This is a genomic window from Capnocytophaga sp. oral taxon 326 str. F0382 (assembly GCF_000318295.1).
In the GTDB taxonomy this organism is placed as follows: domain Bacteria; phylum Bacteroidota; class Bacteroidia; order Flavobacteriales; family Flavobacteriaceae; genus Capnocytophaga; species Capnocytophaga periodontitidis.
On sequence record NZ_KB291464.1, the window covers coordinates 40,121 to 66,777 of the forward strand.

Genomic DNA, 26,657 nt, shown 5'->3' on the forward strand with positions numbered 1-26,657 from the left:
AATAAAATGATACAAGTAGCTAATACTATTATTTCAGAAGATATAGTAGAAAGAGATTTTGTTTGTAACCTTAGCGCCTGCAAAGGAGCTTGTTGTATAGAAGGAGATGCGGGAGCGCCTATAGAAGAGCGAGAACTCAATATAATGAAACGTATTTATCCAGAAGTGGCACCATACCTTACTGAAGAAGGAAAGAGAGCTATAGAGGAGCAAGGAATATATGTAAAAGGAGAAGACGGAGAATGGGAAACCCCATTGATAAATAGGGGAGAATGTGCTTATGTAGTACGAAATGAAAAAGGTTGGGCACTTTGTGCTATTGAACAAGCATATAATGATAAAAAAATAGAATGGAAGAAACCTATATCTTGTCATTTATATCCCATACGTTTGCAAGAGTATAGTTCATTTACAGCGGTAAATTATCATCGTTGGAGTCCTATATGTGATGAAGCTTGTACTTTAGGGAAAGAGTTAGAGATGCCAATTTATAAGTTTGTAAAAGAAGCCCTTATTAGAAAATTTGGAGAAGAATGGTATAAAGAATTAGAACTTATAGCAGAACATTTGAAAAAGTGATAATGAACATAGAGAAATCTAAAAACTGACACAGCTATTTTAAAAAAAACTTGGCGTAATTAGTTGATTATCAAACTAATTACGCCTATTTTGTAGCGAAGACGGGATTTGAACCCGTGACCTTTGGGTTATGAATCCAACGCTCTAACCACCTGAGCTACCTCGCCATTAATCTATATCTTTTTCTCTTTTGCGGTTGCAAAGGTACTACTTTTTTTTTTTACTACCAAAGAAATATTTATTTATTTTTGATTTCGAAATATGAAAAATATAAAAGTAATTAATTATCAAAAGATTATAAAATAGAAAAGCATTACTTATCCTTGATTTTTTCGGGGTTTGAATAAAGTTTTATATTTTTTTTAATTTGAAAATAATGAAAAATACCTCCAAAATTTGAATTTTGGAGGTATTTTTAGTTTGAGTATAAGTTAAGAAACAGCAGTACTTGCTACAAAAAAAGTAGCTAAAAGGATAAGGAAAATAAGACCTATTAGAGAAATAGCAAGTCCTGCGATAGCTAATCCTCTAGGTGTTTTGGTAACGCCTATTCCTGATAGAATAAGTCCTAAAATCCAAACGATCCATCCTAAGAAAGGAACCCATACTAAAAAGATAGCTATTAAAGCTAATATAAAACCAGCTGTACCTATCCCATTACTATTAGAAGAATGGGTATTTTGGATAATGATAGTAGGAGGATTGTTTTCTTTAGCAACTTGTTGAGCTTGTTGCTGTGCCTGAGATACTGTTTGTTCTTGTGTTGAAGTTGTATTTTCTTCCATAAAAACTGAAAATTAAAATTACTTCCCTACTCTGTTAAAGGCTTTTCGGGTTATCGCCTTTTGTTATTTAACGTGAGTTCAATGTAAGTAATTTATTGATTTTCATAGTTGTAAATCAGTGTTTTGTTATATTGAACTGACGTTATTTAATATATCGGTTGCAAAGATATGAAATATTATTATACGATGGAAAAAATATTTTAACAAAAAATTAGGTTTTAGATATAATAAAGTCTACTACTATTCTGTTTAAAAAAAAAGAAATCCTTTTTAACCAGCTAATTATTAGTAAGTTATATTGATTTTTAGTCAAATATACTTGAATATATTTTGTTTATATTGCAAATAAAACAATCAGCTACGTGTTAAGATAATTACATTTTTATACAACTAATATCTTTTTTCAATTGCATTAAGCTTAATAGAATATAGTTGATAGCTATTCTGACAGCATATATGTTAAACATTATTCTTGTTGGAATCTACTTTTTGCTATACTAAGTAATCGCGAAAGTTTTCGTGGTGTATTACTATACCTAAAAGTAATAAGACTTATAAAGTTTTGTGTAGAAGAAGAGAAAATGTGAATTAATTTCTTAACTAATGCCTTAAGTCAACTTCAGATGGCTAATCTTTATAAGAATCGTTGGGAAATAGGAGTATTTTTTAATGGCTTAAACATTTAATGAAAAAAGAGGCTATTCGAAGAGTTTTGTTTTGCGAGGGCGATTTGCTAACCCTCTATAATATAACTAATAATAATTGATTATCAGTATAATTAACTTTGCCAAAGTGTAAAACTTTGGCAAAGTTTAGTGTCATAAAGGCAATTTTGAGACTTTTGGGTAAGCCTCAGTATAGTCTAATGATTTGTTATTTTTGTTATTTAACCAAATTTACTATCTCATTTACTATTTGCAATTCTTCATTAGTAGGGATGATAAGTATCTTCACGCGGCTATCAGCAGCTTGAATCTCTACGGGTTTAGTAGGATGATTGAGTTCTTCGTTTTTTTTCTCATCGAGTTTGATTCCGAAGAAATCCATATTCTTACAAGCAAATGAACGGGTAAGAGCATCGTTTTCGCCCAAACCTGCGGTAAATACAATACTATCCAAACCATTAAGAGCTGCTGTATAAGCGCCTATAAACTTCTGAATGCGGTAGCCGTACATCTCATAGCAAAGAGCTGCATTGGCATCACCTGAACGATATAGAGCTGCTACATCACGAGCATCAGAATGTCCTGTGAGCCCAAGCATACCACTCTTCTTGTTAAAGAGTGTTTTCACTTCTTCATAGTTCATACCTAATTCTTGTCCCAAGAAGAAAACTACAGAGGCATCTATCTGCCCAGTGCGAGTTCCCATAATGAGTCCATCGAGTGGAGTAAGTCCCATTGAGGTATCTACACATTGTCCTTTTTCGTTTACAGCAGCCATACTCGCTCCATTTCCCAAGTGAATAGTAATGTTTTTGATATGTGGGTTGTTGAGGTATTTACGAGCTTGAGCGTCTACATATTTATGACTGGTACCGTGGAATCCATAAGCGCGCAATCCGTATTTTTCATAGTATTCATTAGGAATGGCATAGCGGAAGGCTTTAGCAGGCATAGTTTGGTGGAAAGCAGTGTCAAACACGGCTACGTGGGTAGCTTTGTCAAAAAGTTTTTGTGCTACGCGTATTCCTTCTAAATGTCCTGGGTTGTGCAAAGGAGATAGAGGAATAAGGCGTTTGATTTCGGCTACTACCTCATCGGTAATTACAGTAGGTTGTACGAAATTTTCACCTCCGTGTACTACTCGGTGTCCTACCCCTTTGATTTCGTTAGGGTTGTGGATAACGCCTACTTCGGGGTCTGTAAGAAGTTCAGCTACCAAATTCATACCCACTTCGTGAGTAGGGATAGGTTGCTCTTTTTTTACTTCTACTTCTTTGCCGTTTTTCACAGCTACATATTTCACGTAGCTACCGTTAATATTGATGCGGTCTACAATTCCTTTTGCTTTTGATTCTCCTGTTTTAGAGTCGATAAGCTGATATTTGAGAGATGAACTCCCTGAATTAATGATTAATATTTCCATTTTAGTCTTTTGTTATTAGTCGTTAGTTTCCCCCTCTTTTAGAGAGGGGGTAGGGAGGATATACTAAAATTCTGATTGTATTGCAGTGATAAGTACAGTGTTGTAAATATCAGGGATAAGAGCCCCACGACTGAGGTCGTTTACAGGTTTTTTCAAACCTTGTAACATAGGGCCTATGGCTAAACCTCCTGTTTCACGTTGCACCGCTTTATAGGTGTTGTTACCGGTGTTAAGGTCTGGGAAAATAAGCACATTGGCTTGTCCTGCCACGGGTGAATTTGGCATTTTTTGTTTTCCTACTTTAGGGTCTACCGCAGCGTCATATTGTATAGGTCCTTCTACGAGTAACTCGGGGCGACGCTCTTTTACAAGGGCTGTTGCTTCACGCACTTTATCAACATCGGCACCACTACCAGAATTACCAGAAGAGTAGGAGAGGAGGGCTACTTTAGGTTCGATGCCAAAGGCAATAGCAGAGTCGGCAGAGCTGATAGCAATATCAGCCAACTGTTCAGCGGTAGGGTTAGGCACTACGGCACAGTCGCCATATACCAATACGCGGTCGTGCAAGAGCATAAAGAATACAGAGGAAACGGTATTTACCCCTGGTTTAGTTTTTACAAATTGCAAAGACGGACGGATAGTGTGACCAGTAGTATTCACTGCTCCTGATACCATACCATCGGCATCACCGAGGAATACCATCATTGTACCAAAATAAGATGCATCGAGCATTAGATCTTTAGCTTGTGAAAGTTCCAAACCTTTGCTCTTGCGCAATTCGTATAGTTTTTCGGCATACGCCTCATATTTATCACTCTCAGCGGGATTGATAATACTGATACGTTCTTCGTTCCATTTCAAGCCCAAAATGTTTTTAGCGCGAGTTTTAATGGCTTCGGGTTCTCCCAAGATAGTGAGGTAAACGAGTTCATCTTCGGCTAATTGTGAGGCAGCTGTAAGAATACGGTCGTCAGTACCCTCAGGGAGCACGATGCGTTTTTGTCCGGCACGAGCTTTCTGTACCATATTGTATTGGAACATACGAGGGGTAATAGTTTCTGATTTGAAAGAAGCGATACTGTTGTTGAGTTTTTCGGCATCTACATTTTCATCAAATAGTTGAAGAAGCATTTTTACTTTTTCAGTATTTTCAGGGTAGATATGAGCTTGGGTATTACCGATGATATTAGCAGTTTCGAAAGTATCAGTTTTAGCTACCATTATAGGGATATTCTTTTGGATACCGTCGAAAATCTTACTCATAGAAGGGTTGAGAGGTAGGTCGCCGTAGAGCACTACCCCTTTGATGTTAGAGAAGTTAGAATAGTTAGCTACCAAAGAACCTGCTATGAGGTCGATGCGGTCGATAGGGAGTACTGCCAAAGTATCTTCGTTTAGCTTGGCTAAATAGTTAGATAACTGCATAGCTCCTACAATAGTGCGTTTGGTGGTAACGTCGATATTATCACCTTTATAAAGGAATTCGGCATTGAGAGCGTTAGCAATCTCGCGAATGGTAGGGCGAGAGAGTTCTTCTTTGCGCGGAATAACGGTAAAAGTAGTATCGCTGAAGCGCTGTTCTAAACGGTTGATAGTAGCAGCAGTAGCATTAGTAGCTTTGTTTACAAACACGCTGAGTACGCGAACATCTTTTTCTATAAAATTGTTTAGGGTAGCTTGTACTTGGTTAGCGAGTTCATCTTCTGAAGCAAAATTATCTTTAAGAACAACCAATGCAGGAATGTTGAGACTTTGAGCTACTGAAGCATTGAAGTTTGCATCGAAATAGCTATCGTCTACGGCACTTGAGCTATCGACTAATACAAAGTCAAACTTACTTTCTAAGGCTTTGTATTTTTTGATGATAGTATCATACACTTCGCCTATATTACCTTCGTTTTTAAGAGCGATAACCTCTTGACGTGTGTAGGCATAGGCATCATCATAACTCATATCGAGTTTAAAATGTTCTAAAACAGTTTCGATGAAAGTATCTTTTTTAGATTTACTTTCTACAATAGGTCTAAAGTAACCTACCTTGGCAGTGTTGCGCTTAATCGTTGGCAAGCCTCCCAAACTCACTACCGACTTACCACTATGGGTATTTGCAGCAATGACATAAACAGATTTATTCATTTTTTATTTACTTTTTAGTGTTAAATGTTATAAGTTGCAAAGGTAATAATATAATTTAAGAAAACAAGCGAAAAAGGTATTTTTATTTTTAATACCTAAATAATTCATTTTTATTTTGGATAGAGATAGTTGTTATTTTCTTTTGAAAAACACTTGGTTACTTTAGTTAACTAACATTTTACAGTTGGTATTTTGAATAGAAGATTAGTAAAAATAACTTATTGATTAACAAATTAGTCTTGTGTTTTGAAATTATTTTGTACTTTTGCCTGCTGAAAATAAATGTAACAGATGTTAAAAAGAATATCCCCTTATACGCTAATAATGCTTTCCTTTTTTGCTTTGATAGTGTTAGGAGCTTTACTGCTGATGATGCCTTTTGCACACATAGCAGAAAAAGACCTATCTTTTTTAGAGGCATTTTTTACGGCTACTTCGGCAGTGACAGTTACAGGGCTTTCGGTGATAAATATTGGGGCTACATTCACTATTTGGGGAAAACTTATCTTGTTAGTGCTCATTCAGTTTGGAGGATTGGGAGTGCTTACTATTTCTTCTGTTTTGGTGTTACTTATAGCTAAACGTATTGGATTTTATACTAAACGTTTGGTTGCTGAAGGGCTCAACCACAACAAGACTTATGATATTTATGCGATTACTAAGCGTGTAGTGCTTATAACTCTACTTTTTGAGGCTGTAGGGGCGTTATTTTTGTTTTGTTCATTTATTCAGGACTATTCCTTTGCGCACGCATTGTTTATGGCGGTATTTCACTCGGTTTCGGCATTTTGTAATGCTGGGATTTCGTTATTTTCTAATAGTTTTGAGGGCTATACCTATAATATTTTTGTGAATGGGGTGATTGCTTTACTCATTATTTTTGGAGGTTTAGGTTTTACTACTATTATTCAATCGTATGAATATTTACGCAAAAAGCGTCGGAGGTTGGATATCAATTCACAGTTTTCGATTATTACTACAATTATATTGCTTTTAGCGGGGACTTTTCTGTTTTTTACTTTGGAATACGGTAATTATTACACTTTATATGGTAAGAGTACTTTCAATCGTTTGCTTATTAGTTTTTTTCATTCGGTGAGTTTGCGTACAGCAGGTTTTGATACCATTCCGTTAGAACATTTGAGTAGTGCTACTATTCTATTTTGTGTAACTTTTATGTTTATAGGAGCCTCACCTAATTCAACAGGTTCTGGGGTTAAAACTACTACTATTGGTATTTTGTTTTTAGGGATAAAAACAGCGTTGTTTAACAAGAATTATATTGAATTTTCTAAAAGGCGTATTTCTTGGAAACTTTTTAACAAAGCTTCAGCTCTTGTTTTTATAGCGATGATGTATGTGCTAACGATGATTATCGTTCTTACCGCTTTAGAACCTAACATAGAATTTACCAAAATAGCTTTTGAGCTTATTTCGGCATTTAGTACTTGTGGGCTTTCAACGGGAATTACTCCAGAATTGTGTACTTTTTCTAAGTTAATATTGATTTTTACGATGTTTATTGGTAGGGTAGGGCCTCTTACTATTATGCTTGCCTTTTCAAGACCACGTGCTGAAGGAAATTACAAATATCCCAAAGAAAATATTTTAATAGGATAGATTATGAAAAATTTTTTAGTTATAGGATTAGGAGAGTTTGGCAAATCGGTAGCTAAAACGCTCTATAAAAACAAAGCCACGGTATTGGCAATAGATTCGCGTGAAGGCGTAATCAAACAAGCTCTCAACGAGGGAATGATTGAAGAAGCAATCATTTTAGATGCTACAGATGAGATAGCTTTAAAAAAAGTGGTGCGAGACGATTTTGACACTGCTTTTGTAAGTGTAGGTGATAATATTCAGGCAAGTATTCTTATCACACTACAGTTGAAAGAAATGGGAGTGAAGAATGTGATTTGCAAAGCTGTAAACCACACCCAAGAAAAGGTTTTATACAAAATAGGTGCTACACAAGTAGTATTTCCTGAAGAATTAATGGGCGAAAAAGTAGCCTATTCGGTTTTGAGACCTACCATTATAGAATATTTTAAATTTGCTGAAGATTATTTTATTTACGAAGTAAAAGTACCGAAAAGTTACGTGGGAAAATCGTTGATGGAACTCAATTTGAGGCACAAATATGAGATAAATATTCTTGCGGTAAAACATTCTGATGGCAAAATGAATGTTACCCCTGACCCTAATGTTAAACTCAATAAAGATGACCTTTTGATTATACTCTCTAATGAAAATGTAATCGACAGAGTTACTAAGGATTAAAAAGTTTCTTTTTCCATTCTTTCCAATTGTATTTCTTAGCATAGATATACAATAAAAGGGGAAAACACAATATTAAAGGCATCCAAATACTGAAACCTAAGGTTGGTTCTGAAATATCGCGTAGTATGGAAGGTACTTGAAATACTGTCCAATCGGAGGTGACTAAAAGGGCAGTAAAAAGGTTATTAGCGGTGTGAAACCCTAAGGCTAATTCTAAACCGTCATCCATTAGGGTTGTGATACCTAAAAACAGACCTGTACCGATGTAATAAATAAGTAAACTGTAGCCTAATATTTCTACTTCGGGGTTGGCTATATGCATTAAACCAAAAGTAATAGAGGTGAAAAGCAACGGAAACCACGCACCGCGCGTTGCAAGTCCTAAGCCTTGCATTAAATAGCCTCTAAAGAATATTTCTTCAAAACTTGTTTGTAAAGGTATAAACAATACTACTATTACAAGTAATTTTAAGAAAGGTATCCATTGGAAGTTCCAAATATAATCATTGGGACTGATGAATAAATAGTCTACACAAGTCATTGCAATGGTTATGCTTCCCCATAGCCCAAAAGCAAACCAAAATCGTTTCCAACTGATGCTTGGTCGGGCGGTGATGAGGGCTACTAACGGCTGACGATGAACGTATTTTACCCATAACAATAATAATCCTAAGAAAATAGCAAAGACTACTAAATTTTCAAATAAGAATTGTAATTCTCCTTTTTGAGAAATTTCTTGCTGGATAAGTGCTGTAGTGTCTAAAAATCGTGCTACAAAAAAGTTCAACCCTGTAAAAGCAAAGAACAGGGTTGGAACTATAATATAAAGCCATTTTGGGCTTTGTGATAATCTTCCGTTTGTAAGATACATAACTTTACTTTATTGTGTAATGATTCCTATTTCGGCATACGATACTCTATTGGTATCATCGACTGTTTTTACAGCTGTGAGTTTGATGTAACGAGCTTTTTCTTCAGCAAATGTAATACGTTGTTCAATAGGATTGTTTTTTATATTACCAAACTCTCCTTCGCTTACTTTCTTCCAATGAATATTATCAGTACTTACTTCAAAAATATAATGGCTGATAGTTCCTTCTGCCCAACGGTCTTGTGAAGGTAAATAGATAAATCCTTTTAGGTTTAAAATTTCTCCTAAATCAATAGTAACAGCTGTAGGAGTTTTGCTTTTTTCTTGGATAAACCAAGAAATGGGGTCTTCATCTACTATTTTTTGAATATCATTGATAGTAGAGAGTACTTTCCATTTTGTTTTAGGAATATCTAAGGAATAAGAAGCTACTTCACTATACATTTTTTTACTTTGGTCGTAGGCTACAAACTTGAGAGTTGTAGGATGAGTAACAGAGAAAGGAGTAGTGTAACGCAACGATTTATCGGTAGGTTTACTGCCGTCTAAAGTGTAAAAAATTTCGGTAGATTCATCGGCTGGGGTAAGAGTTACTTGTCCGTTTTTATCACGGCTGAACTGAGGTGTTACTAATAGGGCAGGAGCATTATACAACCCTATGTTGCTAATGAGAGGAGAGGCTTTGGCGTCTAATATTGTAAAGCGTACTTTAGTAGCTGTTACAGGCGGAAAACGCAATAAGCGCTTGTAGCCAATAGTAGTTTGTTCATCTATAGTTTCCCATTTTCCATCTTTTTGGTATTCTAATTTGAATTTCTTTACGCGTTGTCCTAATGGGATGTATTCTTGAGCCATAAATCGATTGAAGGTTGTAGGCTTGGTAAAGTTTATATCAATGGAAGCTTTGGTTAGGCCTTCATCAGTTGCCCAATAGGTATTTTTATCGTTGTCGATAGTTTTTTCAGCGCTGAAAAACTTGTGATTTTCGCGAATATTAGAAGCCGTTATAGAGGCATCAGTTACGAGGTTATGTGCAAAATCTGCTTCTATAACTTTTTTGAGTTCCATTAATCTCTTGATGTCGTTTTCGTGTACTAAACCGCGTCTATCAACAGGGAGATTCAGCAATAAATTGTAACCACGACCTACTGAAGCGTAGTATATATCAACCATTTTTTCTAATGGACGCACTTGGTGGTCTTCACGTGCGTGGTAATACCAACCTGGACGGATAGACACATCGGCTTCAGCGGGAATCCAATTGATGCCATTTTCATCGCCTTCGCCTAAGTGATGTAGGTGGTCTTTTCCTTGTAAGGAAGGGTTAGAGGTAAAAGGATTCCAATTAGTAGGTGTACCATAGCCTAACTCATTGCCTATCCATCGGATATTAGGACCTTCATCGCCGAAAATAGTGGCATTGGGCTGTAATTCGCGTACTATAGCGAATGTTTTATCCCATTGGTAATATGTATGAGCATCGATAGTGCGGGTTTCGTTAGCACCACCATAATAACCAGAACCGCCATTAGCTCCATCGAACCATACTTCAAATATTTCGCCATAATTGGTGAGTAATTCTCGGAGTTGGTTATGGAAATAGGTTACATATTCGGGTCTTCCATACTCGGCGTGGTTTCTATCCCAAGGGGAGAGGTATACACCGAACTTGAGTCCTGCTTTTTTGCAAGCATCGGAAAGTTCTCTAATTACATCGCCTTTACCGTTTTTCCAAGGGGAGTTTTTTACAGAATGCTCTGTGTATTTTGATGGCCATAAGCAGAAGCCATCGTGGTGTTTAGCGGTAATAATAACCCCTTTCATACCAGCATCTTTAATTACTTTCACCCATTGATTTACATCTAACTCGGTGGGGTTAAACAAGGTAGGATCTTCACCCCCTGTACCCCATTCCATATCGGTGAAAGTGTTCATATTGAAATGGATAAAAGCGTAGTACTCCATTTCGTGCCAAGGTAATTGATATGAAGGAGGAAGAGCTCCCACAGGTTTTGGAGCTTCAGGATTTTTACAAGCTATCAAGCAAATCGCTGATGCTAAAAATAAAAAATTTTTCATAATTGTGAATGATTGATGATGATTATTCTTTTTCGTTGATAAAAATATTCTTTTTAAATAGTTTACGCGAGTTGTCTATAAAGATATTCATACTATCTTTGGCAGTCTCGGAAAGCTCTTTGTAGGAAGCTGTTTCATATTCTTTGCAAGGCAATATTTCAAAAAGGTATTTTTTATTAGTTTTAAGGGTACGATTCACCCAAACTAAATAATATCCTTTATCGGCGATGTGAGTGCCTCGCTCGTCCTTAAAGAGAGTTAGTTCTACCATAGCGCCTCCATCGGAAGGAGATTTACGTTGGTTAGATATAAAATTACCGAGAGAATAGACAACAAGCTGTTCCTTATGAAGTCCTGTTTGTGGATAATAGTACATAGGTTGTAGCACGTGAGGGTGCCCACCTATGATGATATCGACACCATTATCAAAAAGGAATTGAGCTACTTCTTCTTGATTTTTGTTTTGTTTTTGTTGGTATTCTATTCCCCAATGAATCACTACTATCAGTTTGTCGAGCTGTGCTTTTTTAGCTTTCTCAATGTCTTGTTTCATCAGGTTGAAGTCTATACGGTTTACGACAGTAGGTTCGGGGACGGGTAAGCCATTGGTGCCATAGGTGTAGTTGAGAATACCTACTGAAATGCCATTTTTAGAAAGCACTAAAAGGTTTTTTTTATCAAACTCAGCTTTGTTGCGGAAAGTGCCTGTATGAGCTATTTTAAGAGAGTCGAGCACATTTAAAGTGCGGATGATTCCTTTTTTACCTCTATCACAGGTGTGATTGTTAGCAGTTACTAACACATCTATCCCGCTATCTCTACAGGCGGCAGCCAAGGCATCGGGAGAGGAGAATTGAGGGTATCCTTTGTAAGGTTTTCCTGCTAAAGTAACCTCCAGATTGGCAATTGCAAAGTCTACTTGAGCGAATTTGTGTTTAATTTTGTCAAACACGGGCATATAGTCATATTGCTTAGTATCAGCATTGTAAGCTCCTTCTACTTGAGGGATATGCCCCATTACATCCCCCATAAAGAGCAACGACATTCGGCTGCCAGTTTCTTGAGCAAAGGTTATTGAAAAGAAGAGAAAAGTGAGTAATATGCGTATCATTTAAAACCTATTTTAGTTTGTTTGTTTTGTTCTTTTAGTTCTTTTACATCTATATTGGTGAGTTCAGCCAAAGAATAAGGTTTATCTATGATGAAGTCTCTATCAGTAGATTGTAAATACTTATTGCATTTTTCGACAGTTAGTTCTTTAAACTTATATTCGGCTATTAATCTTCCTTTGCGCAATAAGGCAGAGTCTATTTTAGAAATATCGGAATTGAAAGTACATATCAATTGGCATTCCAAGACATCGGAGAGCATACCATCGGCAATGTTTAGGATAGAGGATACGACATCAGTATTGCTATTGAGAGCAGTGCGTTCGGCTATGTAGTTTTCACAGTCTTCGAGTACTAATACTGAATTTTTATTGTCTATTAGCAAACCGATAAAGGCAGGGTCGGTAAGAGATCCAATCATTGAGGTAGGCACAAAGATAAATTTCTTATTAGGGATTTGACTTGTAAGCCATTTGATATAATTAGTTTTTCCTGATCCTGCAATTCCGTGAAAGAGTACGACTCCTTTATTCTCATTGGTAAGAGCGTTTTTCACTCTATTGTGTATCTCAAAGAAATCATCATTATACATTGTCTCGAAATCAATGCGATAAGGCTTGATAGTATGTGTTCTCACTTCGAGCCCCACTTGGGTTTTTAATAAGATAGATACCTTAGAATCTTTAGAAACATATTTTTCGATATATTCAGAAAACAGGGCGTTGAGATGTTCCTTTGCTTTAGGATTGGTATTTTGGTAATGTACACAACTCACTCTGTAAAGTCCATCTTCAAAAATCTGATTGTCATACTCATTAGAAAGATTTTTGTCAATCAATAGAAAAACTTCTAAGTCAGGATGATAATAGCATTCTTCGGATTCGTAAAGTTCATTTTGTTTAGAGGCATAGTCTATAGTGTAATAATCTGTGCATTTTTCAAAATGTTTCAGTTTATCACGTTGGATTACTAAATCATCACTTCCCAGATAGATGTGAGCCATCAAATCATCGAGCAAAGAGCGAAACGGATTTGAAAAAGTAAGGAGGCAATATTTATCACATACTTCTATATGGTCGTCATTATCGAGTTGTAGGATATTAACAGGGTGGTAATATTTAGATTCTTTTATTTTCATAAACAAAATAATAAGGTGCAAAAGTAGTATATAATTTATAAATTAGCAAACTTTATAAAACAAAAACTTTGCTAAAGGACGACCTTTAGCAAAGTTTCAATAAGTTGTTTTTCATTAGCAAATTAGCTAATTAGCAAATCGGTTAATTCTTAGTTTCTTCTTGATAGTAAGATTCTCAATACGTACCAGAATAGTAACATTACTGATGAGAACAATTGTAAGGCTGCAGCTACATATTGGTCGGTGCTATATACGTTTTTGATGTTATAGGTTTCGTATAGAATTCCTCCAGCAGCTAAAGCTACCATTGCTACTGAAAACCAAAGTCCTAAGTCAAAACTAAACAAAGCTCCTGCAACGATTAATCCTAAGGCTAAAAAACCACCTACTACCAATACACTACGCAAGAATGAGAAATCTACACGAGTGAGAAACACTACAGCGGTAAGTCCCGCAAACAATGATAAGGTAATGATACCCGCTTGCGAAATGATAGCTAAGCCATCACTAAGATCTATTGCTATATAAATCATCGGTAAGAAGATGATAGCTTCTAAAAGTACATAAATGCCTAAGCCTCTATATTGGGTACTTTTATCTTGTGCTTGAGTCCATTTATTAGCAAGCATAGAGCCTAACCAGAACCCGCCTAAAATAAATAACCATACGAAAGGACTACTAACCATAGAGAAAATTAAACTTTCAGGCACTGTATTTATCAAAATAGCTTCTACTACTATAAAAGCCAAAAGTGCTATTGCTACGTGAGAGTAGGTTTTACGATAGAAAGTAGCTTGTTCTATATTAGTTGCATACGATACTAATTCAGGAGTGTTGTTGTTCTGATAGTTAGTATTGTAGTTGTTGTTGAAATTTAAGTTATAGCCATTATTGCTATTACTATTGTTGTTTAGATTGTAATTGTTGTTGCTCATAAAATTCTATTTAAAAAGTATTTGTTTTTTAGTAAATCAAAAACTTTGCCAAAAGATCTACCCTGATACTGAGTAGCCTTTTGACAAAGTTTATCAAGGGAATACTATAAAGTATTTACGTTGTTAAGATCTTCGAAAGCTTTTTTCAAGCGGGTAACGAAAGTTTTTTCACCTTCACGAAGCCATACACGAGGATCGTAATATTTTTTGTTAGGAGCTTCAGGACCTTCAGGGTTACCTATTTGACCTTGCAAGTAAGCAGCTTTGGCTTTCATATAGTCGCGAACACCTTCGGTGAAAGCGTATTGCAAGTCGGTATCGATGTTCATTTTGATAACACCGTAAGAAATAGCCTCGCGGATTTCTTCGAGAGTAGATCCAGAACCGCCGTGGAATACGAGGTCAAGGGCGTTATGACCTAAGTTGTATTTTTTAGAAACGTAGTCTTGAGAATCTCTTAAGATTTTAGGAGTTAATTTTACGTTACCAGGTTTGTATACACCGTGAACGTTACCAAAAGCAGCCGCAATAGTGAATTGAGAGCTTACTTTAGAAAGTTCTTCATAAGCGAAAGCTACATCTTCAGGTTGTGTAAAGAGTTTGTTGCTATCAACGTGAGAGTTATCCACTCCATCTTCTTCACCACCAGTCATACCGAGTTCGATTTCCAAAGTCATATCCATTTTGCTCATACGTTCGAGGTAACGTTTGCAAGTTTCGATATTTTCTTTGATAGGCTCTTCAGAGAGGTCAATCATATGAGAGCTAAAAAGAGGTTTTCCTGTTTCTTTGAAGTGTTTTTCAGAAGCTTCGAGCATACCGTCTAACCAAGGAAGCAATTTTTTAGCACAGTGGTCAGTATGCAAGATGATAGAAGCGCCGTAAGCTTCGGCGAGTTGGTGAACGTGTTTTGCTCCAGCTACAGCTCCAAGAACAGAAGCACGTTGGTTGTCGTTAGAGAGACCTTTACCAGCCATAAACTGAGCGCCGCCATTAGAGAATTGGATAATCATTGGGGCGTTTACTGCTACAGCGGTTTCTAAAGCAGCATTGATAGAGTTAGAACTGATAACGTTGGCTGCAGGAAGAGCAAAGCCTTTTTCTTTGGCGTATTTGAATACTTCTTGTACTTCTTTTCCAAGAATTACGCCTTTTTTAATGTTATGTGCCATTTCTTTATTAAGATATAATTAGTTTTCAATTTGAGACTGCAAAGATATAAAAATTCTATTGAACTATCAAAATAATTTAGTGTTTTTTATTTAACAAACAAAAATCTAATAGCACCATTGCGGTCATTGCCTCGACAATAGGTACGGCACGGGGTACTACACAGGGGTCGTGCCTGCCTTTACCTTGCATTGTTACTATGTTGCCTTTGCTATCGAGGGCAGGTTGTTCTTGCATAAGGGTAGCTACGGGCTTAAAAGCTACTCTAAAATAAATATCCATACCGTTGCTGATGCCCCCTTGTATACCGCCTGAATAGTTGGTTTGTGTAGAGCCATCGGGATTGAAAAGGTCGTTGTGCTGACTACCACGCATTGTAGTACCTGCAAAGCCACTACCATATTCAAAGCCTTTTACAGCATTGATAGAGAGCATCGCCTTGCCGAGTTGTGCGTGGAGCTTGTCGAACACAGGTTCGCCCCAACCTATAAGCACTCCTTTTACTACACAACTTACTACTCCGCCCACTGTGTCGCCTTCTTTGCGAATAGCCTTGATATAGGCTTCCATTTGTTCTGCTAAGATAGGATCGGGACAGCGCACGGCATTGGTTTCAGCTATGGCCAAATCGAGGTCGGTATAGGGTTTAGTAAGGGAAAGCTCGCCTACACTCGATACATAAGCGTTGATTTGTATTCCTTTGAGTACTTGTTTGGCTATAGCTCCTGCTACTACACGGCTTACGGTCTCGCGTGCTGATGAGCGTCCGCCTCCACGATAGTCACGAATACCGTATTTCTGTTGATATACATAATCGGCGTGACTGGGACGGTATACCTCGGCTATATGGGCATAATCGGCTGAATGTTGATTTTCGTTTTCAATAATAAAGCCAATAGGGGTGCCTGTAGTCTTGCCGTTTAAAATACCCGAAAGGAAACGTACCTTGTCGCCCTCTTTTCGCTGAGTAACAATAGCTGACTGCCCCGGACGGCGGCGGTCGAGTTCGTGCTGTATGGCTTCAAAATTTAAAAGAATATTAGGGGGACAGCCATCAATAATGCCTCCTAATGCCTCGCCGTGCGACTCGCCAAAGGAGGTGAGCCTAAAAAGTGTGCCAAAGCTATTGCCTGCCATTATAAGTCTTTCATTTTTGTTACTAATACCTCTATAAACTTACTGATAGGTGTTTTGACCATCATTGCCATTATGGGGTTAAAATCCCCTTTGAAGAGTAGTTGCACTTCACTTTCTTTATCTGATATTTCAGCAATATTGGTAGTGAGCTGGAAGGGGATTTTACCATTTGCTTCCCCTAATACCAGCTGGCTATGGGGGGTACTACTTTTCTTTTCTAAATAAATCTCAGGCATTCCTTTTAAGGCAAACACAAAAGAAGTGTCGCTTAGTTTTTCAAATTTGCTGATGTTGTCGGGCATCAAGCGTTCAAAGGTTTCTATTTTTTCTAAGAGAGCAAAGAGGTCTTTAGCACTCTTGGGGACGATTGTTTTTTGGGTTTCTAAATTCATTGGATAATTTGTCAATTTGGTGCGAGCCACACGGGCAATTTGTTATTTTACTAAAACGGTTTCCCAGCCGTCGTACTGGCCGTTGGTATCAAGAGCTACATCTATCAAGTCCCAAGTATCGGGGTCGATAGCCTCTACAGTATTTACTTTGGTAATTATCAATTGGTAGCCTAAATCTTCGTTAGGGTCATCGCCTTCTTCGGGTTCTATTTTGCGACTTTCTTGTATTTCATAGCCTAAGGCTTTCACCTTATCGATAGCTTCTGCCATATCCTTTTCAGTGTTGAAATACAACCAGTGGTCTATAGGGCGCTCTTGATCGGTATGGTCACCAGACTGCTCACAATGGCGACGTACTGCACTGTTTTTGATGCTTTGATGTTCGTAGATATTGGGGTAAAGATAGTCGGAGTATATTTCCCAATTGGGGTCATCTACGATACGTATTTCAGGTTCGTAATCGGTGATATTTGTGAAAGCCTTCTCGATATTAACTGCCAATAGAGGAGCCTCTTGGGTGTAGTAAAACCAAGTTGTATTGCCCTGATAAGTTACAACTCCTGCTAAAAAATCGGTCTCTTTTAGTGAAGGCATTATAATATCTTCAATGTTATAGAGACGTTCTCTTTCCTCATCGGTAGTAAAACCATACTCATCGGGTGCTTTAAGGACAAGGTTTAGCCTTACGCATTGGGTATAACCCTCTATAGGGGAATCGGTTTCGCCTATACCTAAATTGACACGAAACACAGCGGGTTTATCTTCTACTCTACCGATATAGACAGCCCAGTTTTCGGGGATTTCTGTTTTTTGAATCATATTTATTTGTCGATTTATCTATTTTGCAAAATTGTTAATATTTTTTAGTTTTTATTGCGAATTTTTCAATTATAAGATAAAGTATTTAAGCTATTGATTGTTAGTGTTGTATCGTGTTATCTTCGCTTTGTGTTCGGTATGTGTTCGCTCTTCCTTCGTTCTTTCTATATTGTTCCTTCAGTGAAAAAAAAGATAGGTAGTAAAATGGAACACTGATTATCAAGCTATTTAATTTATTGATTTACCCATTTATCGATTAGAGAATTTATTGAAAGATTCGCAATGTTTTGACTAATAATTTACAGATTTATTAATTACGCCATGTGTCGGGGCTTTTACGCCATTCTTTGAGAGTATCCAGTTCATACTCACTGATGTAGCCTATAGCTAAGGCTTTGATGAGCAAATGGTCGTAGTCGCTGAGGGTATGGAGTGAGAGCTTTTCGGTAGCAAAATTGGCATTGGCTACTTCAAAATTATATGAGAAGATAGCTACCATACCTAAAACTTCAGCGCCGAAGTCGCGAAGAGCTTTTACAGCATTGAGACTACTCATACCAGTGCTGATGAGGTCTTCTATAACGATTACTTGCTGTCCTGTAGAGAGTAATCCCTCTATTTGGTTTTGGCGACCGTGTTTTTTAGGTTCAGGACGTACATAGACAAAGGGCAAATCGAGAGCATTGGCTACCAACATCCCCATTCCGATAGCCCCTGTAGCAACCCCAGCTACCACCTCAGCAGTGGGATAATAGCTTTTTATGTAGGTAGCCATAGTGTTGGCTACGTAATTGCGAACCTCTGGAAATGAGAGGATTATACGATTATCGCAATAAATAGGCGATTTCCAACCGCTTGCCCACGTAAAATAATTTTCAGAATTCAATTTTATTGCGTTAATTTGCAGTAAAAATTCGGCAGTATGTTGTGCCGTAATGTTATCTAAAATCATAAGCTTATGTATGAAATTTTTTTAGACGATAAGTCGATTATTTTGACAAATGTACGAGAAAATATTGAGAACGTCAAATATTTTCCATTAAAAGATGTAACCTTTGATGAAATCATCGAGGAATTAGGTTGTAAAGAGGTAAGTAGAATATATCTCTATCATCCTAAGGAAGAGAAACTTATGAAGAAATTTAAGAAGCTTGTACCCACTATAAAAGCAGGAGGAGGTGTGGTGTATAATGAGGAAGGAAAAGTACTGCTTATCAAGCGACACGGCAAGTGGGATTTGCCCAAAGGAAAGAAAGAAAAGGGTGAAAATATTGCTACTTGTGCCTTGCGTGAAGTGGAGGAAGAAACGGGGGTAAAAAAGCTCCTAATACAGCGTTTTAGGACGATTACTTACCACTTATTCAAACGCGATGGACACTATTTTTTGAAAGAAACCTATTGGTATGATATGACCACGGCTTACAAGAAAAAGTTAGTACCTCAAACAGAGGAGGATATAGAGAAAGTATGTTGGAAAGATGAGGCAGAGGCAAAGGAATTGGTGAAGAACTCGTATAAGAATATTCAGTTGGTGTTAGGTGTTAGAAATGGAAAAGAATTTTTATGATTTAGAGCTTATCAAAATATTAGAAGAGCATATAGAAAATGAAGATTTTCAAATAATAAACTCTGATATTTATGTTGATAAGGTGAATGCTAATTTACCTTTTGCTGGAAGTAGAGTTTATTTTGAGCTATTGGATAAGCATCAAAGAATATTTTTTGATGAGAACGAAGCCGTTGTAGCTTTTGTAAAGAGTATTGCAATGGAGGTGGGGATAGAGCCAGATGAAAAAGTAGTTTATTTAGGAGATAATGTATTGAACTTAACCTATATATTCTCATTTAAATATTTAGACAAAGTCATTGTAGATATATTAGATAATATACCTGAACATCATTACTTTCTAATATATCGTATGAAGATTGTGCTAATTTTGCGTTGATATGATAAAAGATATACTAATAGTTGGCCTTGGTAGCTTTATAGGAGGTACATTGCGCTATATGCTTTCAATAGCCTTCAACAAGATAGTGCGCACTTGTACATTCCCGATAGGCATTTTGGTAGTAAATGTATTAGGATGCTTTTTTATAGGTGTATTGTATAGCTATTTTAAGAATAGAGTAGGGGAGAGCTTTTTACCCTTATTGCTGATGACAGGTGTTTTGGGAGGTTTTACAACATTCTCTACTTTTTCATTGGAGGTACTGCAGTTATATCAACAAAATGAACTACTAAAAGCTATTTTTTATGTAATAGTTAGTGTAGGAATTGGTATTTTGGCGTGCTTTTTGGGGTGTATTGTAGGTAATAAATAAAGTATAAAAAAATGAAGAAATTTTTATTAGGAGTAGTCGTAGCGGTCGCTGTATTGCTACTTATAAAATATTTTAGCGATAAAAAAGAAAGTCAAGAACGATTAGAGGCTGATACAGCCCTAATACAAACACAAATCGCAAATGTGAGCAAATTGGTAGTTACCGAAGGACATTTTGCCGAAGTGCTCTCGTATACCGATACTCAAAAGTACTTTATGGATTTGCTATCGTTTGATAAGAAAATCCTTACAGTAGTAAATGCCGATGTAACAGTAGCTTATGACTTGCACAAAATCGACTATGAAGTAAACGAAGAACAAAAAAAAGTTATCATTAAATCGTTACCAGAAGCTGAGGTGAAGATTTACCCTACAATGAAGTATTACGATGTGAGTCAGAGTCAAGTAAACCCATTTACCCCTGATGATGTAGAAAAAATACAGAAAAAAGTAAAAGCAGAATTACAACGCAAGGTAGATGCTTCTACTTTGAAGAACAATGCTCAAAACAGATTGCTTACTGAGCTTTCTAACCTTATCTTTGCAACCCGTGCCGTAGGTTGGACTTTAGAATACCAAAACACACCTATTGAAAACAAAGATGATTTTAAACTTCTGAAACCATAATTTGTTTATTGTTACTTGCTAATTGTTAATTATTTTGTACCTTTGCCCCCAAAATAGCAATAAATGAAAGAAACAGATATCATTATTATAGGGGCAGGACCTACGGGGCTTTTTGCAGTATTTGAGGCAGGGCTCCTTCGTTTAAAATGCCACTTGATAGATACACTCCCACAAGTAGGCGGACAACTTACTGAATTATACCCTAAAAAACCTATTTTTGATATACCAGGATATCCTACTGTAGGAGCTTCTGAATTAGTAGATAACCTAATGGAGCAAATTAAGCAGTTTCAACCTGAATTTACTCTTGGAGAAACTGCAATGACACTCACCAAAAATAATGATGATACATTCATAGTAACTACAGAAAAAGGTGCCCAAATAAAAGGAAAAGCCGTAGCTATAGCTGGTGGATTAGGTACTTTTGAACCTCGTAAGCCTGAATTACCTAATATTGAACAATATGAAAATAAAGGGGTGACTTATTTTGTCAAAAATCCAGGAAACTATACAGGTAAGCACGTCGTAATTGCAGGAGGAGGGGACTCTGCTTTAGATTGGAGTATTTATTTAGCTGAAAAAGTAGCTACTGCTTCAGTTACTTTAGTACACCGTCGCAATGAATTTCGAGGAGCTTTAGATTCAGTTGAGAAAGTAAGAGCGTTAAAAGAGGCTGGTAAAATCAATTTAAAAACTCCTTATGAAGTAGTAGGATTAGAAGGAAATGGGCATTTGGAATCATTAGTGTTAGAGCAAGAAGGAGGTAATAAAGAAACTCTTATAGCCGATGCTTTTATTCCACTCTTTGGTCTTACTCCTAAATTAGGACCTATTGCTACTTGGGGGGTAGAGATCGAAAAAAACGCTGTGAAGGTAAATAATGCTTTAGACTACCAAACTTGTATAGAGGGGGTATATGCCATAGGTGATGTGAATACGTACCCAGGAAAACTTAAACTCATCCTCTGTGGTTTTCACGAAGCAACCCTAATGTGCCAAAGTATATACAACCGAATTTATCCTAATAAAAAATATGTATTAAAGTACACTACTGTAGTCGGAATTGACGGCTTTGATGGCAGTAGAAAAGAAGCCGAAAAAGCTGTGGTAAAAGCAATTTAAACAGTGAATATATCTTATAGTAAATACTAATAACTAAATAAAATGAAGAGTATAAATGTACTATTAGCAAGCACTTTTTTAGCATTTTCTGCTTCGCTAAATGCCCAAATTGATACAATTAGCAGCAAAACATTACTATTGAAAGGCAAAATTAAAAAAGTAGAAGATTATTCTTTTTTTCTCGACCCTGACCCTAAAGGTACTAAAACTTTCGATGGAAAAACTTATAGCGTTTTTCCTTATGCCGAAGATTGGAATATAGAAAAAGATGAAAATAAATTCTCTAAAACCAATATTGCCTATATTTTCGACAATACAGGTCGCAATCTCGAAGTAATCACTTACAATGCCGAGAATCAACCTTTTGGTGGAATGCGATTTTACTATGATAAGAAAGGTAGAGTAAACAAAAGTCAATCCTCTTTTTCCTTAGGAGATGGTGAACTTTTAGTAAACCGACAATACTTTTACAACGAGAAAAACCGATTAGTAAAAATAGATGAAACTGACGGCAATACCAATGAATGGCTCATTACTATTACCTACAAATATGATGATTTAGGCAATTGTATTGAGAGAAACAAAGTAGCGAGTAATTCAGCTTTAGAAAAAGATATACAATTGTATGAAGAAAAAAATCTCGTGTTAGAAAAGAAAATACGTCCAGAGTATACACGTGAAAAATCTTACAAGTACAACCAACTTAATAAAGTCTCTGAAACAGAGGATAAAGTACTAAACAAAAATGTGTATTTGAAAACCGAAAACGAATACAACAAAGAAGGGTTACTTTCTAAAGCTAAATTCCTGAACGCCTCAAGTCAAGAAACTATCTGTACTTATAAATATAATAAAGCAGGACGTCTTATCCAATCAATTTGTACTGCTACCGATGACCCCAATTTTTATATAGAAACCAACTATATGTTCAATAAATCTGGAGAAACTCAAGTAATAAAAACCCGTACAGAAGTAGCCTCTACTAAAGTATATGATGAACATAATCTACTCACCTCATATATTACAAAAGAACTTAACTATAAGTATCGTTATACTTTTGACAAAATGGGAAATTGGACTCAAATATTAATGTTTGAAAATGATAAACCAATTTGTGCCCGTGTTCGCAAAATAGAATACTTTGCTAAATAAATGAACGAAATACATCTAAAAATAACCGATCGCGAGGGGCTTCTATACGAAATAGAAGCCCCTACCGATATGAATATGAACCTAATGGAAGTAATGCGTGCTTATGAAATCGCTCAAGATGGCGAAATAGGTATTTGTGGAGGTATGGCAATGTGTGCTTCTTGTCAGTGTTATGTACAAAATGAAAACGAAGTTACACTACCTGAAATGGGTGAAGAAGAACGAGCAATGCTTTTTGAAGCTTTTTACGTAAAACCTAATAGTAGGTTAGGATGTCAAATACCTATTACCCCTGAAATCAACGGGTTAGAAGTTGTGTTAGCTCCTTTTTCTTAAATAATAGGCTTTTATATATTATTTTTTTATATCTTTGCCAAAATATTAAACTTGAATGAATAGAAAAATACTTTTATTTGCTTTTATAATAGGGCTTTTCGCGATGGCTTGCAACGATGGTGATATGGAGGTCGAATCTATCTCTTTTGAAAATTCTGATGTTCTTTCTTGTAGAGCAAATGATACCGCTGTTGATTTTCTGTATAAGTATAATCAAAAACAAGCTCTTTATCTCACAATTCCTGCAGGTGTCTTAGAAAATAAAGAAAAAACAGTTACAGGTACAATACCCAATAACTATAAGCTCTATTACCGCACCTTTAGTGATGCAGTAAACAGTAGTTATTTTTGTAATACCATATACCCAGCTTCTCCTCAGATTACTTTTAATAGCGAAGCTACAGGAGGAAGAGTTACTATCGCAACTCGTCCTATTTACAACGAAAATACAGGGACTTTATTGCGTTATGATCATCAAATAACAATTAGTAACTTAGTACTCCTAAAAGAAGATGGTAATAAGTTAGTGGAATCTAACCTCATCTTTGGTACTTATCAAACTAACAAACAATAACAATGAACCACTTTGTAGTATCAGCACGCAAATATCGTCCTCAATCATTTCGTGATGTGGTAGGACAACAAGCGATTACCAATACCCTCCTCAACGCCATTGAAAACAATCACTTGGCACAGGCACTCCTTTTCACAGGACCACGTGGTGTAGGAAAAACTACTTGTGCACGTATTTTAGCTAAAAAAATAAATGAGCAAACTTCTGGAATGGAAGATGAAAATGACTTTGCTTTCAATATTTTTGAACTCGATGCTGCTTCTAATAATAGTGTAGACGATATACGCAAACTCATTGAACAAGTACGCATTCCTCCGCAAGTAGGCAAATACAAAGTATATATTATTGATGAGGTACACATGTTATCTCCTTCTGCTTTCAACGCTTTTCTAAAGACTTTAGAAGAGCCACCTAAACACGCTATCTTCATCCTTGCTACTACGGAAAAACACAAAATTATCCCTACCATTTTATCACGTTGTCAAATATTTGATTTCAAACGCATTACAATTAATGATATTCGAGAATATCTAAAGTATATAGCCCAACAACAAGGAATAGAAGCCGAAGATGAAGCATTACAAATCATCGCACAAAAAGCTGACGGAGCTATGCGTGATGCCCTTTCTATCTTTGACCGCGTAGTGAGTTTTTCAGGAGAGAAAATTACTCGACAAGCTACTTCCGAAATACTAAATGTACTCGACTATGAAGTCTATTTTAAAGTAACCGACCTTATTTTAGACAATAAACTTCCAGAGTTGTTAGTAGCATTCAACGATACGATAGCACAAGGGTTTGATGGCAATCACTTTATAGCTGGTTTAGCAAGCCATTTCCGTGATTTAATGGTATGTAAAAATCCTACTACCATAACTCTAATGGAAGTAGGAGAGGAGAGTCAGAAAAAATATACCGAGCAAAGTGCTCGTGCAACTGTTCCTTTCTTAATGGACGCCATTGCTATTGCAAACGATTGCGACCTGAAATATCGTACCAGCAAGAACCAGCGACTATTGGTAGAAATAGCTTTAATGCAACTCGCCTCTATAACCTACCAAGGAGATAAAAAAAAAATGATGGACGCTTCGTAATTCCGGCTTACGTTTTTAATAGACAAGAACAACCCTCTAATGAGGTTACAAAAGTAGTCCAACCATCACAGCCTACTATAACTACCGCTTCTCCTATTCCTAATATTCCTTCTATTAGTAAAGAACAACGCCATAATGTAGTTTCTGGATTTTCTATCAAAAGTGTACACGTAAAAACGGAACACCAAAAGAACAATAAAGAGATTATAATAGACCCTAATTCTTTACCTAAAGAATCATTTACTCAAGAAACTTTTCAACACTATTGGGATAATTATATAGAAGAATTACTTGCAAAAGGAGAGCGTATACAAGCCTCCATTCTAAAAATAGCTAATTTGAAATTAGAAGGAACTACTATTGATTTAGAAGTATCAAGTAATACTGCAAAAACAGGAATATTGAATATAGAACATCATTTGTTGGATTATCTACATAGATCATTACGCAACTATGATATGAATATTCAAATAAAAGTGAATGAAGAAATTGCTAAAAAAATAGCAGTAAGTCCTGAGGATAAATATGAACGATTATTAGAAGAAAACCCTCTGTTACAAGATTTTAGAAATGCTTTTAGCTTAATGTTAAAACCTTAATTATCTGTATTATAAAAATATTATTGCTGTTGTGTTTAAGTGCAATAGCATTTTTTTATTTCTAAAACTTTTGTTTTTTTCAGTATAATGTTTAATTTTGCCCCAAAAATGTTAATATAAGACTTTTTTAAATGAACTTTTTCCAACACGAATATTAATAAAATTATAAAATATGAAAGTACTTAATGAACGACAGTCTAAGATTTTGGAGAGCTTAGAAACCAAAAAGTACATCAGCGTAAATGAACTGAGTGAAAAGCTTAAAGTTTCGGTAGTTACTATACGTAAAGACTTAACGCTCTTAGAACAAGAAGGTTACCTCCATCGTACTCACGGAGGTGCTAGCAAGCAAATGCGCTATGTGTTTGATCAAACAATAACTGAGAAAGAAACTCAAAATGTAGAGGAAAAAACGCGTATTATTACTAAAGCGTTAGACTTTATCAAAGAAAATGAGTTTATCATACTTTCATCAGGAACTACAGTTAATTTATTAGCTCAAAAACTTTATGTTTTCCGTAATCTTACTGTGTTAACCCCTTCATTAAGGGTTGCCTTAGAAGTATGTAAAAATCCTAATGTAAACACCATCCACTTAGGAGGTGAGGTACGCAAAAACTCTACCTCTACTATAGGTGTACTCGCCGAAGAAACTCTTAGCAACTTCTCTTGTACTACTTTATTCTTAGGAATAGAAGGTATAGATCTCGATTATGGATTGAGTTCTACCAATGTAGGAGAAGCTCATCTTAACAAAAAAATGATGGAACGTGTAGATAAAACTATCGTCCTCGCCGATTCCTCAAAAATACATAAACGCGGTTTTGGCTTCATCTGTTACGTCGAAAAAATAGATATGCTCATCACTGATAATAATGTAGACCCCGAGTTTGTAGAAGAACTCGAAAAAAGAGGGGTAGAAGTAGTAATTTGCTAATTAGCAAATTCACAAATCAATAAATTGTTTATGATACAAATATATCACAATCCTAAATGCTCCAAATCACGTTGTGCTTTGGAGCTTTTAAAAGAAGCTAATAAGGCATATAAAGTAGTAGATTACCTCAAAGAAGGTGTTTCTAGAGAACAAATTAAAGAACTACTTACTAAATTACAACTATCTCCTATTGAATTAGTTCGTACTAAAGAAAATGTTTGGAAAGAACATTTTAAAGAAAAAACACTTACTGATGAACAAATTATAGAAGCGATGGTAGAATACCCTCAGCTTATTGAACGCCCTATTGTTGTGGTAGGGGATAAAGCTGTAATAGGGCGCCCTACTGAAAAAATAAATGAAATTATATAATT

Annotated in this window: 28 protein-coding genes and 1 tRNA gene; 15 read left to right on the forward strand and 14 right to left on the reverse strand. The window is 36.1% G+C overall.

The window, feature by feature from the left end; translation table 11 throughout:
• Nucleotides 1–6: 6 nt before the first annotated feature.
• On the forward strand, nt 7–579 hold the full coding sequence (locus HMPREF9073_RS13545) for a DUF3109 family protein (protein ID WP_009751048.1): 573 nt from the start codon (nt 7–9) through the stop codon (nt 577–579).
• A gap of 93 nt (nt 580–672) precedes the next feature.
• Here HMPREF9073_RS13545 and HMPREF9073_RS13550 read toward each other — a convergent pair.
• From HMPREF9073_RS13550 to pta, 4 genes are all read right to left on the reverse strand, one after another.
• Nucleotides 673–746, reverse strand: a tRNA-Met gene (locus tag HMPREF9073_RS13550).
• A 264-nt stretch (nt 747–1,010) separates the two neighbouring features.
• Nucleotides 1,011–1,364, reverse strand: a complete 354-nt coding sequence (locus HMPREF9073_RS13555) for a hypothetical protein (protein ID WP_009751049.1) — start codon at nt 1,362–1,364, stop codon at nt 1,011–1,013.
• Between the two features lie 882 nt (nt 1,365–2,246).
• Nucleotides 2,247–3,452 carry an acetate/propionate family kinase gene (locus HMPREF9073_RS13560; RefSeq protein ID WP_009751050.1) on the reverse strand — a complete coding sequence of 402 codons (1,206 nt, stop codon included), beginning with the start codon at nt 3,450–3,452 and terminating at the stop codon, nt 2,247–2,249.
• A 63-nt stretch (nt 3,453–3,515) separates the two neighbouring features.
• Nucleotides 3,516–5,591, reverse strand: a complete 2,076-nt coding sequence (gene pta / locus HMPREF9073_RS13565; RefSeq protein WP_009751051.1) for a phosphate acetyltransferase — start codon at nt 5,589–5,591, stop codon at nt 3,516–3,518.
• A 291-nt stretch (nt 5,592–5,882) separates the two neighbouring features.
• On the opposite strand from pta, the gene HMPREF9073_RS13570 reads away from it, so the two are divergent.
• Complete coding sequence (locus HMPREF9073_RS13570; RefSeq protein WP_034555982.1) at nt 5,883–7,211, forward strand: TrkH family potassium uptake protein; 1,329 nt, start codon at nt 5,883–5,885, stop codon at nt 7,209–7,211.
• Nucleotides 7,212–7,214: 3 nt separating this feature from the next.
• Nucleotides 7,215–7,871: a TrkA family potassium uptake protein gene (locus HMPREF9073_RS13575; RefSeq protein WP_009751053.1), complete on the forward strand. Its 657-nt coding sequence runs from the start codon at nt 7,215–7,217 to the stop codon at nt 7,869–7,871.
• On the opposite strand, the gene HMPREF9073_RS13580 is transcribed toward HMPREF9073_RS13575, so the two are convergent.
• From HMPREF9073_RS13580 to pyrE, 10 genes are all read right to left on the reverse strand, one after another.
• A complete protein-coding gene (locus tag HMPREF9073_RS13580) occupies nt 7,861–8,742 on the reverse strand; it encodes a CPBP family intramembrane glutamic endopeptidase (RefSeq protein ID WP_009751054.1) in 882 nt (293 codons plus the stop codon). The genes HMPREF9073_RS13575 and HMPREF9073_RS13580 overlap by 11 nt on opposite strands.
• Before the next feature lie 9 nt (nt 8,743–8,751).
• On the reverse strand, nt 8,752–10,821 hold the full coding sequence (locus HMPREF9073_RS13585; RefSeq protein ID WP_009751055.1) for an alpha-L-fucosidase: 2,070 nt from the start codon (nt 10,819–10,821) through the stop codon (nt 8,752–8,754).
• Between the two features lie 22 nt (nt 10,822–10,843).
• Nucleotides 10,844–11,932 carry a CapA family protein gene (locus HMPREF9073_RS13590; protein WP_009751056.1) on the reverse strand — a complete coding sequence of 363 codons (1,089 nt, stop codon included), beginning with the start codon at nt 11,930–11,932 and terminating at the stop codon, nt 10,844–10,846.
• Nucleotides 11,929–13,068 carry an AAA family ATPase gene (locus tag HMPREF9073_RS13595; RefSeq protein WP_009751057.1) on the reverse strand — a complete coding sequence of 380 codons (1,140 nt, stop codon included), beginning with the start codon at nt 13,066–13,068 and terminating at the stop codon, nt 11,929–11,931. The genes HMPREF9073_RS13590 and HMPREF9073_RS13595 overlap by 4 nt, the downstream gene beginning before the upstream one ends.
• Nucleotides 13,069–13,217: 149 nt before the next feature.
• Entirely contained in the window at nt 13,218–14,003 is a 786-nt protein-coding gene (locus tag HMPREF9073_RS13600) for a Bax inhibitor-1 family protein (RefSeq protein WP_009751058.1), read from the reverse strand.
• 104 nt (nt 14,004–14,107) lie between these two features.
• Nucleotides 14,108–15,175 carry a class II fructose-bisphosphate aldolase gene (fbaA, locus tag HMPREF9073_RS13605; protein WP_002678943.1) on the reverse strand — a complete coding sequence of 356 codons (1,068 nt, stop codon included), beginning with the start codon at nt 15,173–15,175 and terminating at the stop codon, nt 14,108–14,110.
• Nucleotides 15,176–15,251: 76 nt separating this feature from the next.
• Nucleotides 15,252–16,310, reverse strand: coding sequence for a chorismate synthase (aroC, locus tag HMPREF9073_RS13610; RefSeq protein ID WP_009751059.1), 1,059 nt, complete (start codon nt 16,308–16,310; stop codon nt 15,252–15,254).
• Nucleotides 16,310–16,702 (reverse strand): hypothetical protein, encoded by a 393-nt coding sequence (locus tag HMPREF9073_RS13615; protein ID WP_009751060.1) that lies wholly within the window; start codon nt 16,700–16,702, stop codon nt 16,310–16,312. Before HMPREF9073_RS13615 ends, aroC begins: the two co-directional genes overlap by 1 nt.
• A 42-nt stretch (nt 16,703–16,744) precedes the next feature.
• Nucleotides 16,745–17,518 carry a DUF695 domain-containing protein gene (locus HMPREF9073_RS13620; RefSeq protein WP_034556002.1) on the reverse strand — a complete coding sequence of 258 codons (774 nt, stop codon included), beginning with the start codon at nt 17,516–17,518 and terminating at the stop codon, nt 16,745–16,747.
• 313 nt (nt 17,519–17,831) lie between these two features.
• Nucleotides 17,832–18,473 carry an orotate phosphoribosyltransferase gene (pyrE, locus tag HMPREF9073_RS13625; RefSeq protein WP_009751062.1) on the reverse strand — a complete coding sequence of 214 codons (642 nt, stop codon included), beginning with the start codon at nt 18,471–18,473 and terminating at the stop codon, nt 17,832–17,834.
• Nucleotides 18,474–18,479: 6 nt separating this feature from the next.
• Here pyrE and HMPREF9073_RS13630 point away from each other — a divergent pair, with 6 nt between their 5' ends.
• The 12 genes from HMPREF9073_RS13630 (at nt 18,480) to arsC (ending at nt 26,655) form a co-directional block, all read left to right on the forward strand.
• Nucleotides 18,480–19,088, forward strand: a complete 609-nt coding sequence (locus tag HMPREF9073_RS13630; protein WP_009751063.1) for an NUDIX hydrolase — start codon at nt 18,480–18,482, stop codon at nt 19,086–19,088.
• The gene (locus tag HMPREF9073_RS13635) at nt 19,069–19,467 is read left to right on the forward strand and encodes a hypothetical protein (RefSeq protein WP_009751064.1); all 399 of its coding nucleotides are present in this window, start codon (nt 19,069–19,071) and stop codon (nt 19,465–19,467) included. Before HMPREF9073_RS13630 ends, HMPREF9073_RS13635 begins: the two co-directional genes overlap by 20 nt.
• Before the next feature lies 1 nt (nt 19,468).
• Complete coding sequence (gene crcB, locus HMPREF9073_RS13640; protein ID WP_009751065.1) at nt 19,469–19,843, forward strand: fluoride efflux transporter CrcB; 375 nt, start codon at nt 19,469–19,471, stop codon at nt 19,841–19,843.
• 11 nt (nt 19,844–19,854) lie between these two features.
• A complete protein-coding gene (locus HMPREF9073_RS13645; RefSeq protein WP_009751066.1) occupies nt 19,855–20,469 on the forward strand; it encodes a DUF4230 domain-containing protein in 615 nt (204 codons plus the stop codon).
• A gap of 63 nt (nt 20,470–20,532) precedes the next feature.
• The gene (locus HMPREF9073_RS13650; protein ID WP_009751067.1) at nt 20,533–21,591 is read left to right on the forward strand and encodes an NAD(P)/FAD-dependent oxidoreductase; all 1,059 of its coding nucleotides are present in this window, start codon (nt 20,533–20,535) and stop codon (nt 21,589–21,591) included.
• Nucleotides 21,592–21,633: 42 nt separating this feature from the next.
• Nucleotides 21,634–22,743, forward strand: a complete 1,110-nt coding sequence (locus HMPREF9073_RS13655) for a hypothetical protein (protein ID WP_009751068.1) — start codon at nt 21,634–21,636, stop codon at nt 22,741–22,743.
• Complete coding sequence (locus HMPREF9073_RS13660; RefSeq protein ID WP_009751069.1) at nt 22,744–23,079, forward strand: hypothetical protein; 336 nt, start codon at nt 22,744–22,746, stop codon at nt 23,077–23,079.
• 55 nt (nt 23,080–23,134) lie between these two features.
• On the forward strand, nt 23,135–23,653 hold the full coding sequence (locus tag HMPREF9073_RS13665) for a hypothetical protein (RefSeq protein ID WP_009751070.1): 519 nt from the start codon (nt 23,135–23,137) through the stop codon (nt 23,651–23,653).
• A 2-nt stretch (nt 23,654–23,655) separates the two neighbouring features.
• Entirely contained in the window at nt 23,656–24,747 is a 1,092-nt protein-coding gene (dnaX, locus tag HMPREF9073_RS13670) for a DNA polymerase III subunit gamma/tau (protein ID WP_009751071.1), read from the forward strand.
• A 338-nt stretch (nt 24,748–25,085) separates the two neighbouring features.
• Nucleotides 25,086–25,346 (forward strand): hypothetical protein, encoded by a 261-nt coding sequence (locus tag HMPREF9073_RS15595; RefSeq protein ID WP_009751073.1) that lies wholly within the window; start codon nt 25,086–25,088, stop codon nt 25,344–25,346.
• A 172-nt stretch (nt 25,347–25,518) separates the two neighbouring features.
• Nucleotides 25,519–26,283 (forward strand): DeoR/GlpR family DNA-binding transcription regulator, encoded by a 765-nt coding sequence (locus HMPREF9073_RS13675; RefSeq protein WP_009751074.1) that lies wholly within the window; start codon nt 25,519–25,521, stop codon nt 26,281–26,283.
• 30 nt (nt 26,284–26,313) lie between these two features.
• Complete coding sequence (arsC, locus tag HMPREF9073_RS13680; protein WP_009751075.1) at nt 26,314–26,655, forward strand: arsenate reductase (glutaredoxin); 342 nt, start codon at nt 26,314–26,316, stop codon at nt 26,653–26,655.
• The last annotated feature ends 2 nt before the right edge of the window (nt 26,656–26,657 follow it).

Bases quoted from the DNA above. Each gene is read 5' to 3' on its own strand.
- HMPREF9073_RS13575 (WP_009751053.1), top strand. From the start codon at position 7,215: ATGAAAAATTTTTTAGTTATAGGATTAGGAGAGTTTGGCAAATCGGTA.
- HMPREF9073_RS13590 (WP_009751056.1), bottom strand. From the start codon at position 11,932: ATGATACGCATATTACTCACTTTTCTCTTCTTTTCAATAACCTTTGCT.
- HMPREF9073_RS13630 (WP_009751063.1), top strand. From the start codon at position 18,480: ATGTATGAAATTTTTTTAGACGATAAGTCGATTATTTTGACAAATGTA.
- HMPREF9073_RS13665 (WP_009751070.1), top strand. From the start codon at position 23,135: ATGAATAGAAAAATACTTTTATTTGCTTTTATAATAGGGCTTTTCGCG.
- dnaX (WP_009751071.1), top strand. From the start codon at position 23,656: ATGAACCACTTTGTAGTATCAGCACGCAAATATCGTCCTCAATCATTT.
- HMPREF9073_RS13580 (WP_009751054.1), bottom strand. From the start codon at position 8,742: ATGTATCTTACAAACGGAAGATTATCACAAAGCCCAAAATGGCTTTAT.
- HMPREF9073_RS13585 (WP_009751055.1), bottom strand. From the start codon at position 10,821: ATGAAAAATTTTTTATTTTTAGCATCAGCGATTTGCTTGATAGCTTGT.
- HMPREF9073_RS13560 (WP_009751050.1), bottom strand. From the start codon at position 3,452: ATGGAAATATTAATCATTAATTCAGGGAGTTCATCTCTCAAATATCAG.
- HMPREF9073_RS13600 (WP_009751058.1), bottom strand. From the start codon at position 14,003: ATGAGCAACAACAATTACAATCTAAACAACAATAGTAATAGCAATAAT.
- fbaA (WP_002678943.1), bottom strand. From the start codon at position 15,175: ATGGCACATAACATTAAAAAAGGCGTAATTCTTGGAAAAGAAGTACAA.
- HMPREF9073_RS13615 (WP_009751060.1), bottom strand. From the start codon at position 16,702: ATGAATTTAGAAACCCAAAAAACAATCGTCCCCAAGAGTGCTAAAGAC.
- arsC (WP_009751075.1), top strand. From the start codon at position 26,314: ATGATACAAATATATCACAATCCTAAATGCTCCAAATCACGTTGTGCT.
- pta (WP_009751051.1), bottom strand. From the start codon at position 5,591: ATGAATAAATCTGTTTATGTCATTGCTGCAAATACCCATAGTGGTAAG.
- HMPREF9073_RS13635 (WP_009751064.1), top strand. From the start codon at position 19,069: ATGGAAAAGAATTTTTATGATTTAGAGCTTATCAAAATATTAGAAGAG.
- HMPREF9073_RS13650 (WP_009751067.1), top strand. From the start codon at position 20,533: ATGAAAGAAACAGATATCATTATTATAGGGGCAGGACCTACGGGGCTT.
- pyrE (WP_009751062.1), bottom strand. From the start codon at position 18,473: ATGATTTTAGATAACATTACGGCACAACATACTGCCGAATTTTTACTG.
- HMPREF9073_RS13555 (WP_009751049.1), bottom strand. From the start codon at position 1,364: ATGGAAGAAAATACAACTTCAACACAAGAACAAACAGTATCTCAGGCA.
- HMPREF9073_RS13645 (WP_009751066.1), top strand. From the start codon at position 19,855: ATGAAGAAATTTTTATTAGGAGTAGTCGTAGCGGTCGCTGTATTGCTA.
- HMPREF9073_RS13660 (WP_009751069.1), top strand. From the start codon at position 22,744: ATGAACGAAATACATCTAAAAATAACCGATCGCGAGGGGCTTCTATAC.
- HMPREF9073_RS13545 (WP_009751048.1), top strand. From the start codon at position 7: ATGATACAAGTAGCTAATACTATTATTTCAGAAGATATAGTAGAAAGA.
- crcB (WP_009751065.1), top strand. From the start codon at position 19,469: ATGATAAAAGATATACTAATAGTTGGCCTTGGTAGCTTTATAGGAGGT.
- aroC (WP_009751059.1), bottom strand. From the start codon at position 16,310: ATGGCAGGCAATAGCTTTGGCACACTTTTTAGGCTCACCTCCTTTGGC.
- HMPREF9073_RS13655 (WP_009751068.1), top strand. From the start codon at position 21,634: ATGAAGAGTATAAATGTACTATTAGCAAGCACTTTTTTAGCATTTTCT.
- HMPREF9073_RS13675 (WP_009751074.1), top strand. From the start codon at position 25,519: ATGAAAGTACTTAATGAACGACAGTCTAAGATTTTGGAGAGCTTAGAA.
- HMPREF9073_RS13570 (WP_034555982.1), top strand. From the start codon at position 5,883: ATGTTAAAAAGAATATCCCCTTATACGCTAATAATGCTTTCCTTTTTT.
- HMPREF9073_RS13595 (WP_009751057.1), bottom strand. From the start codon at position 13,068: ATGAAAATAAAAGAATCTAAATATTACCACCCTGTTAATATCCTACAA.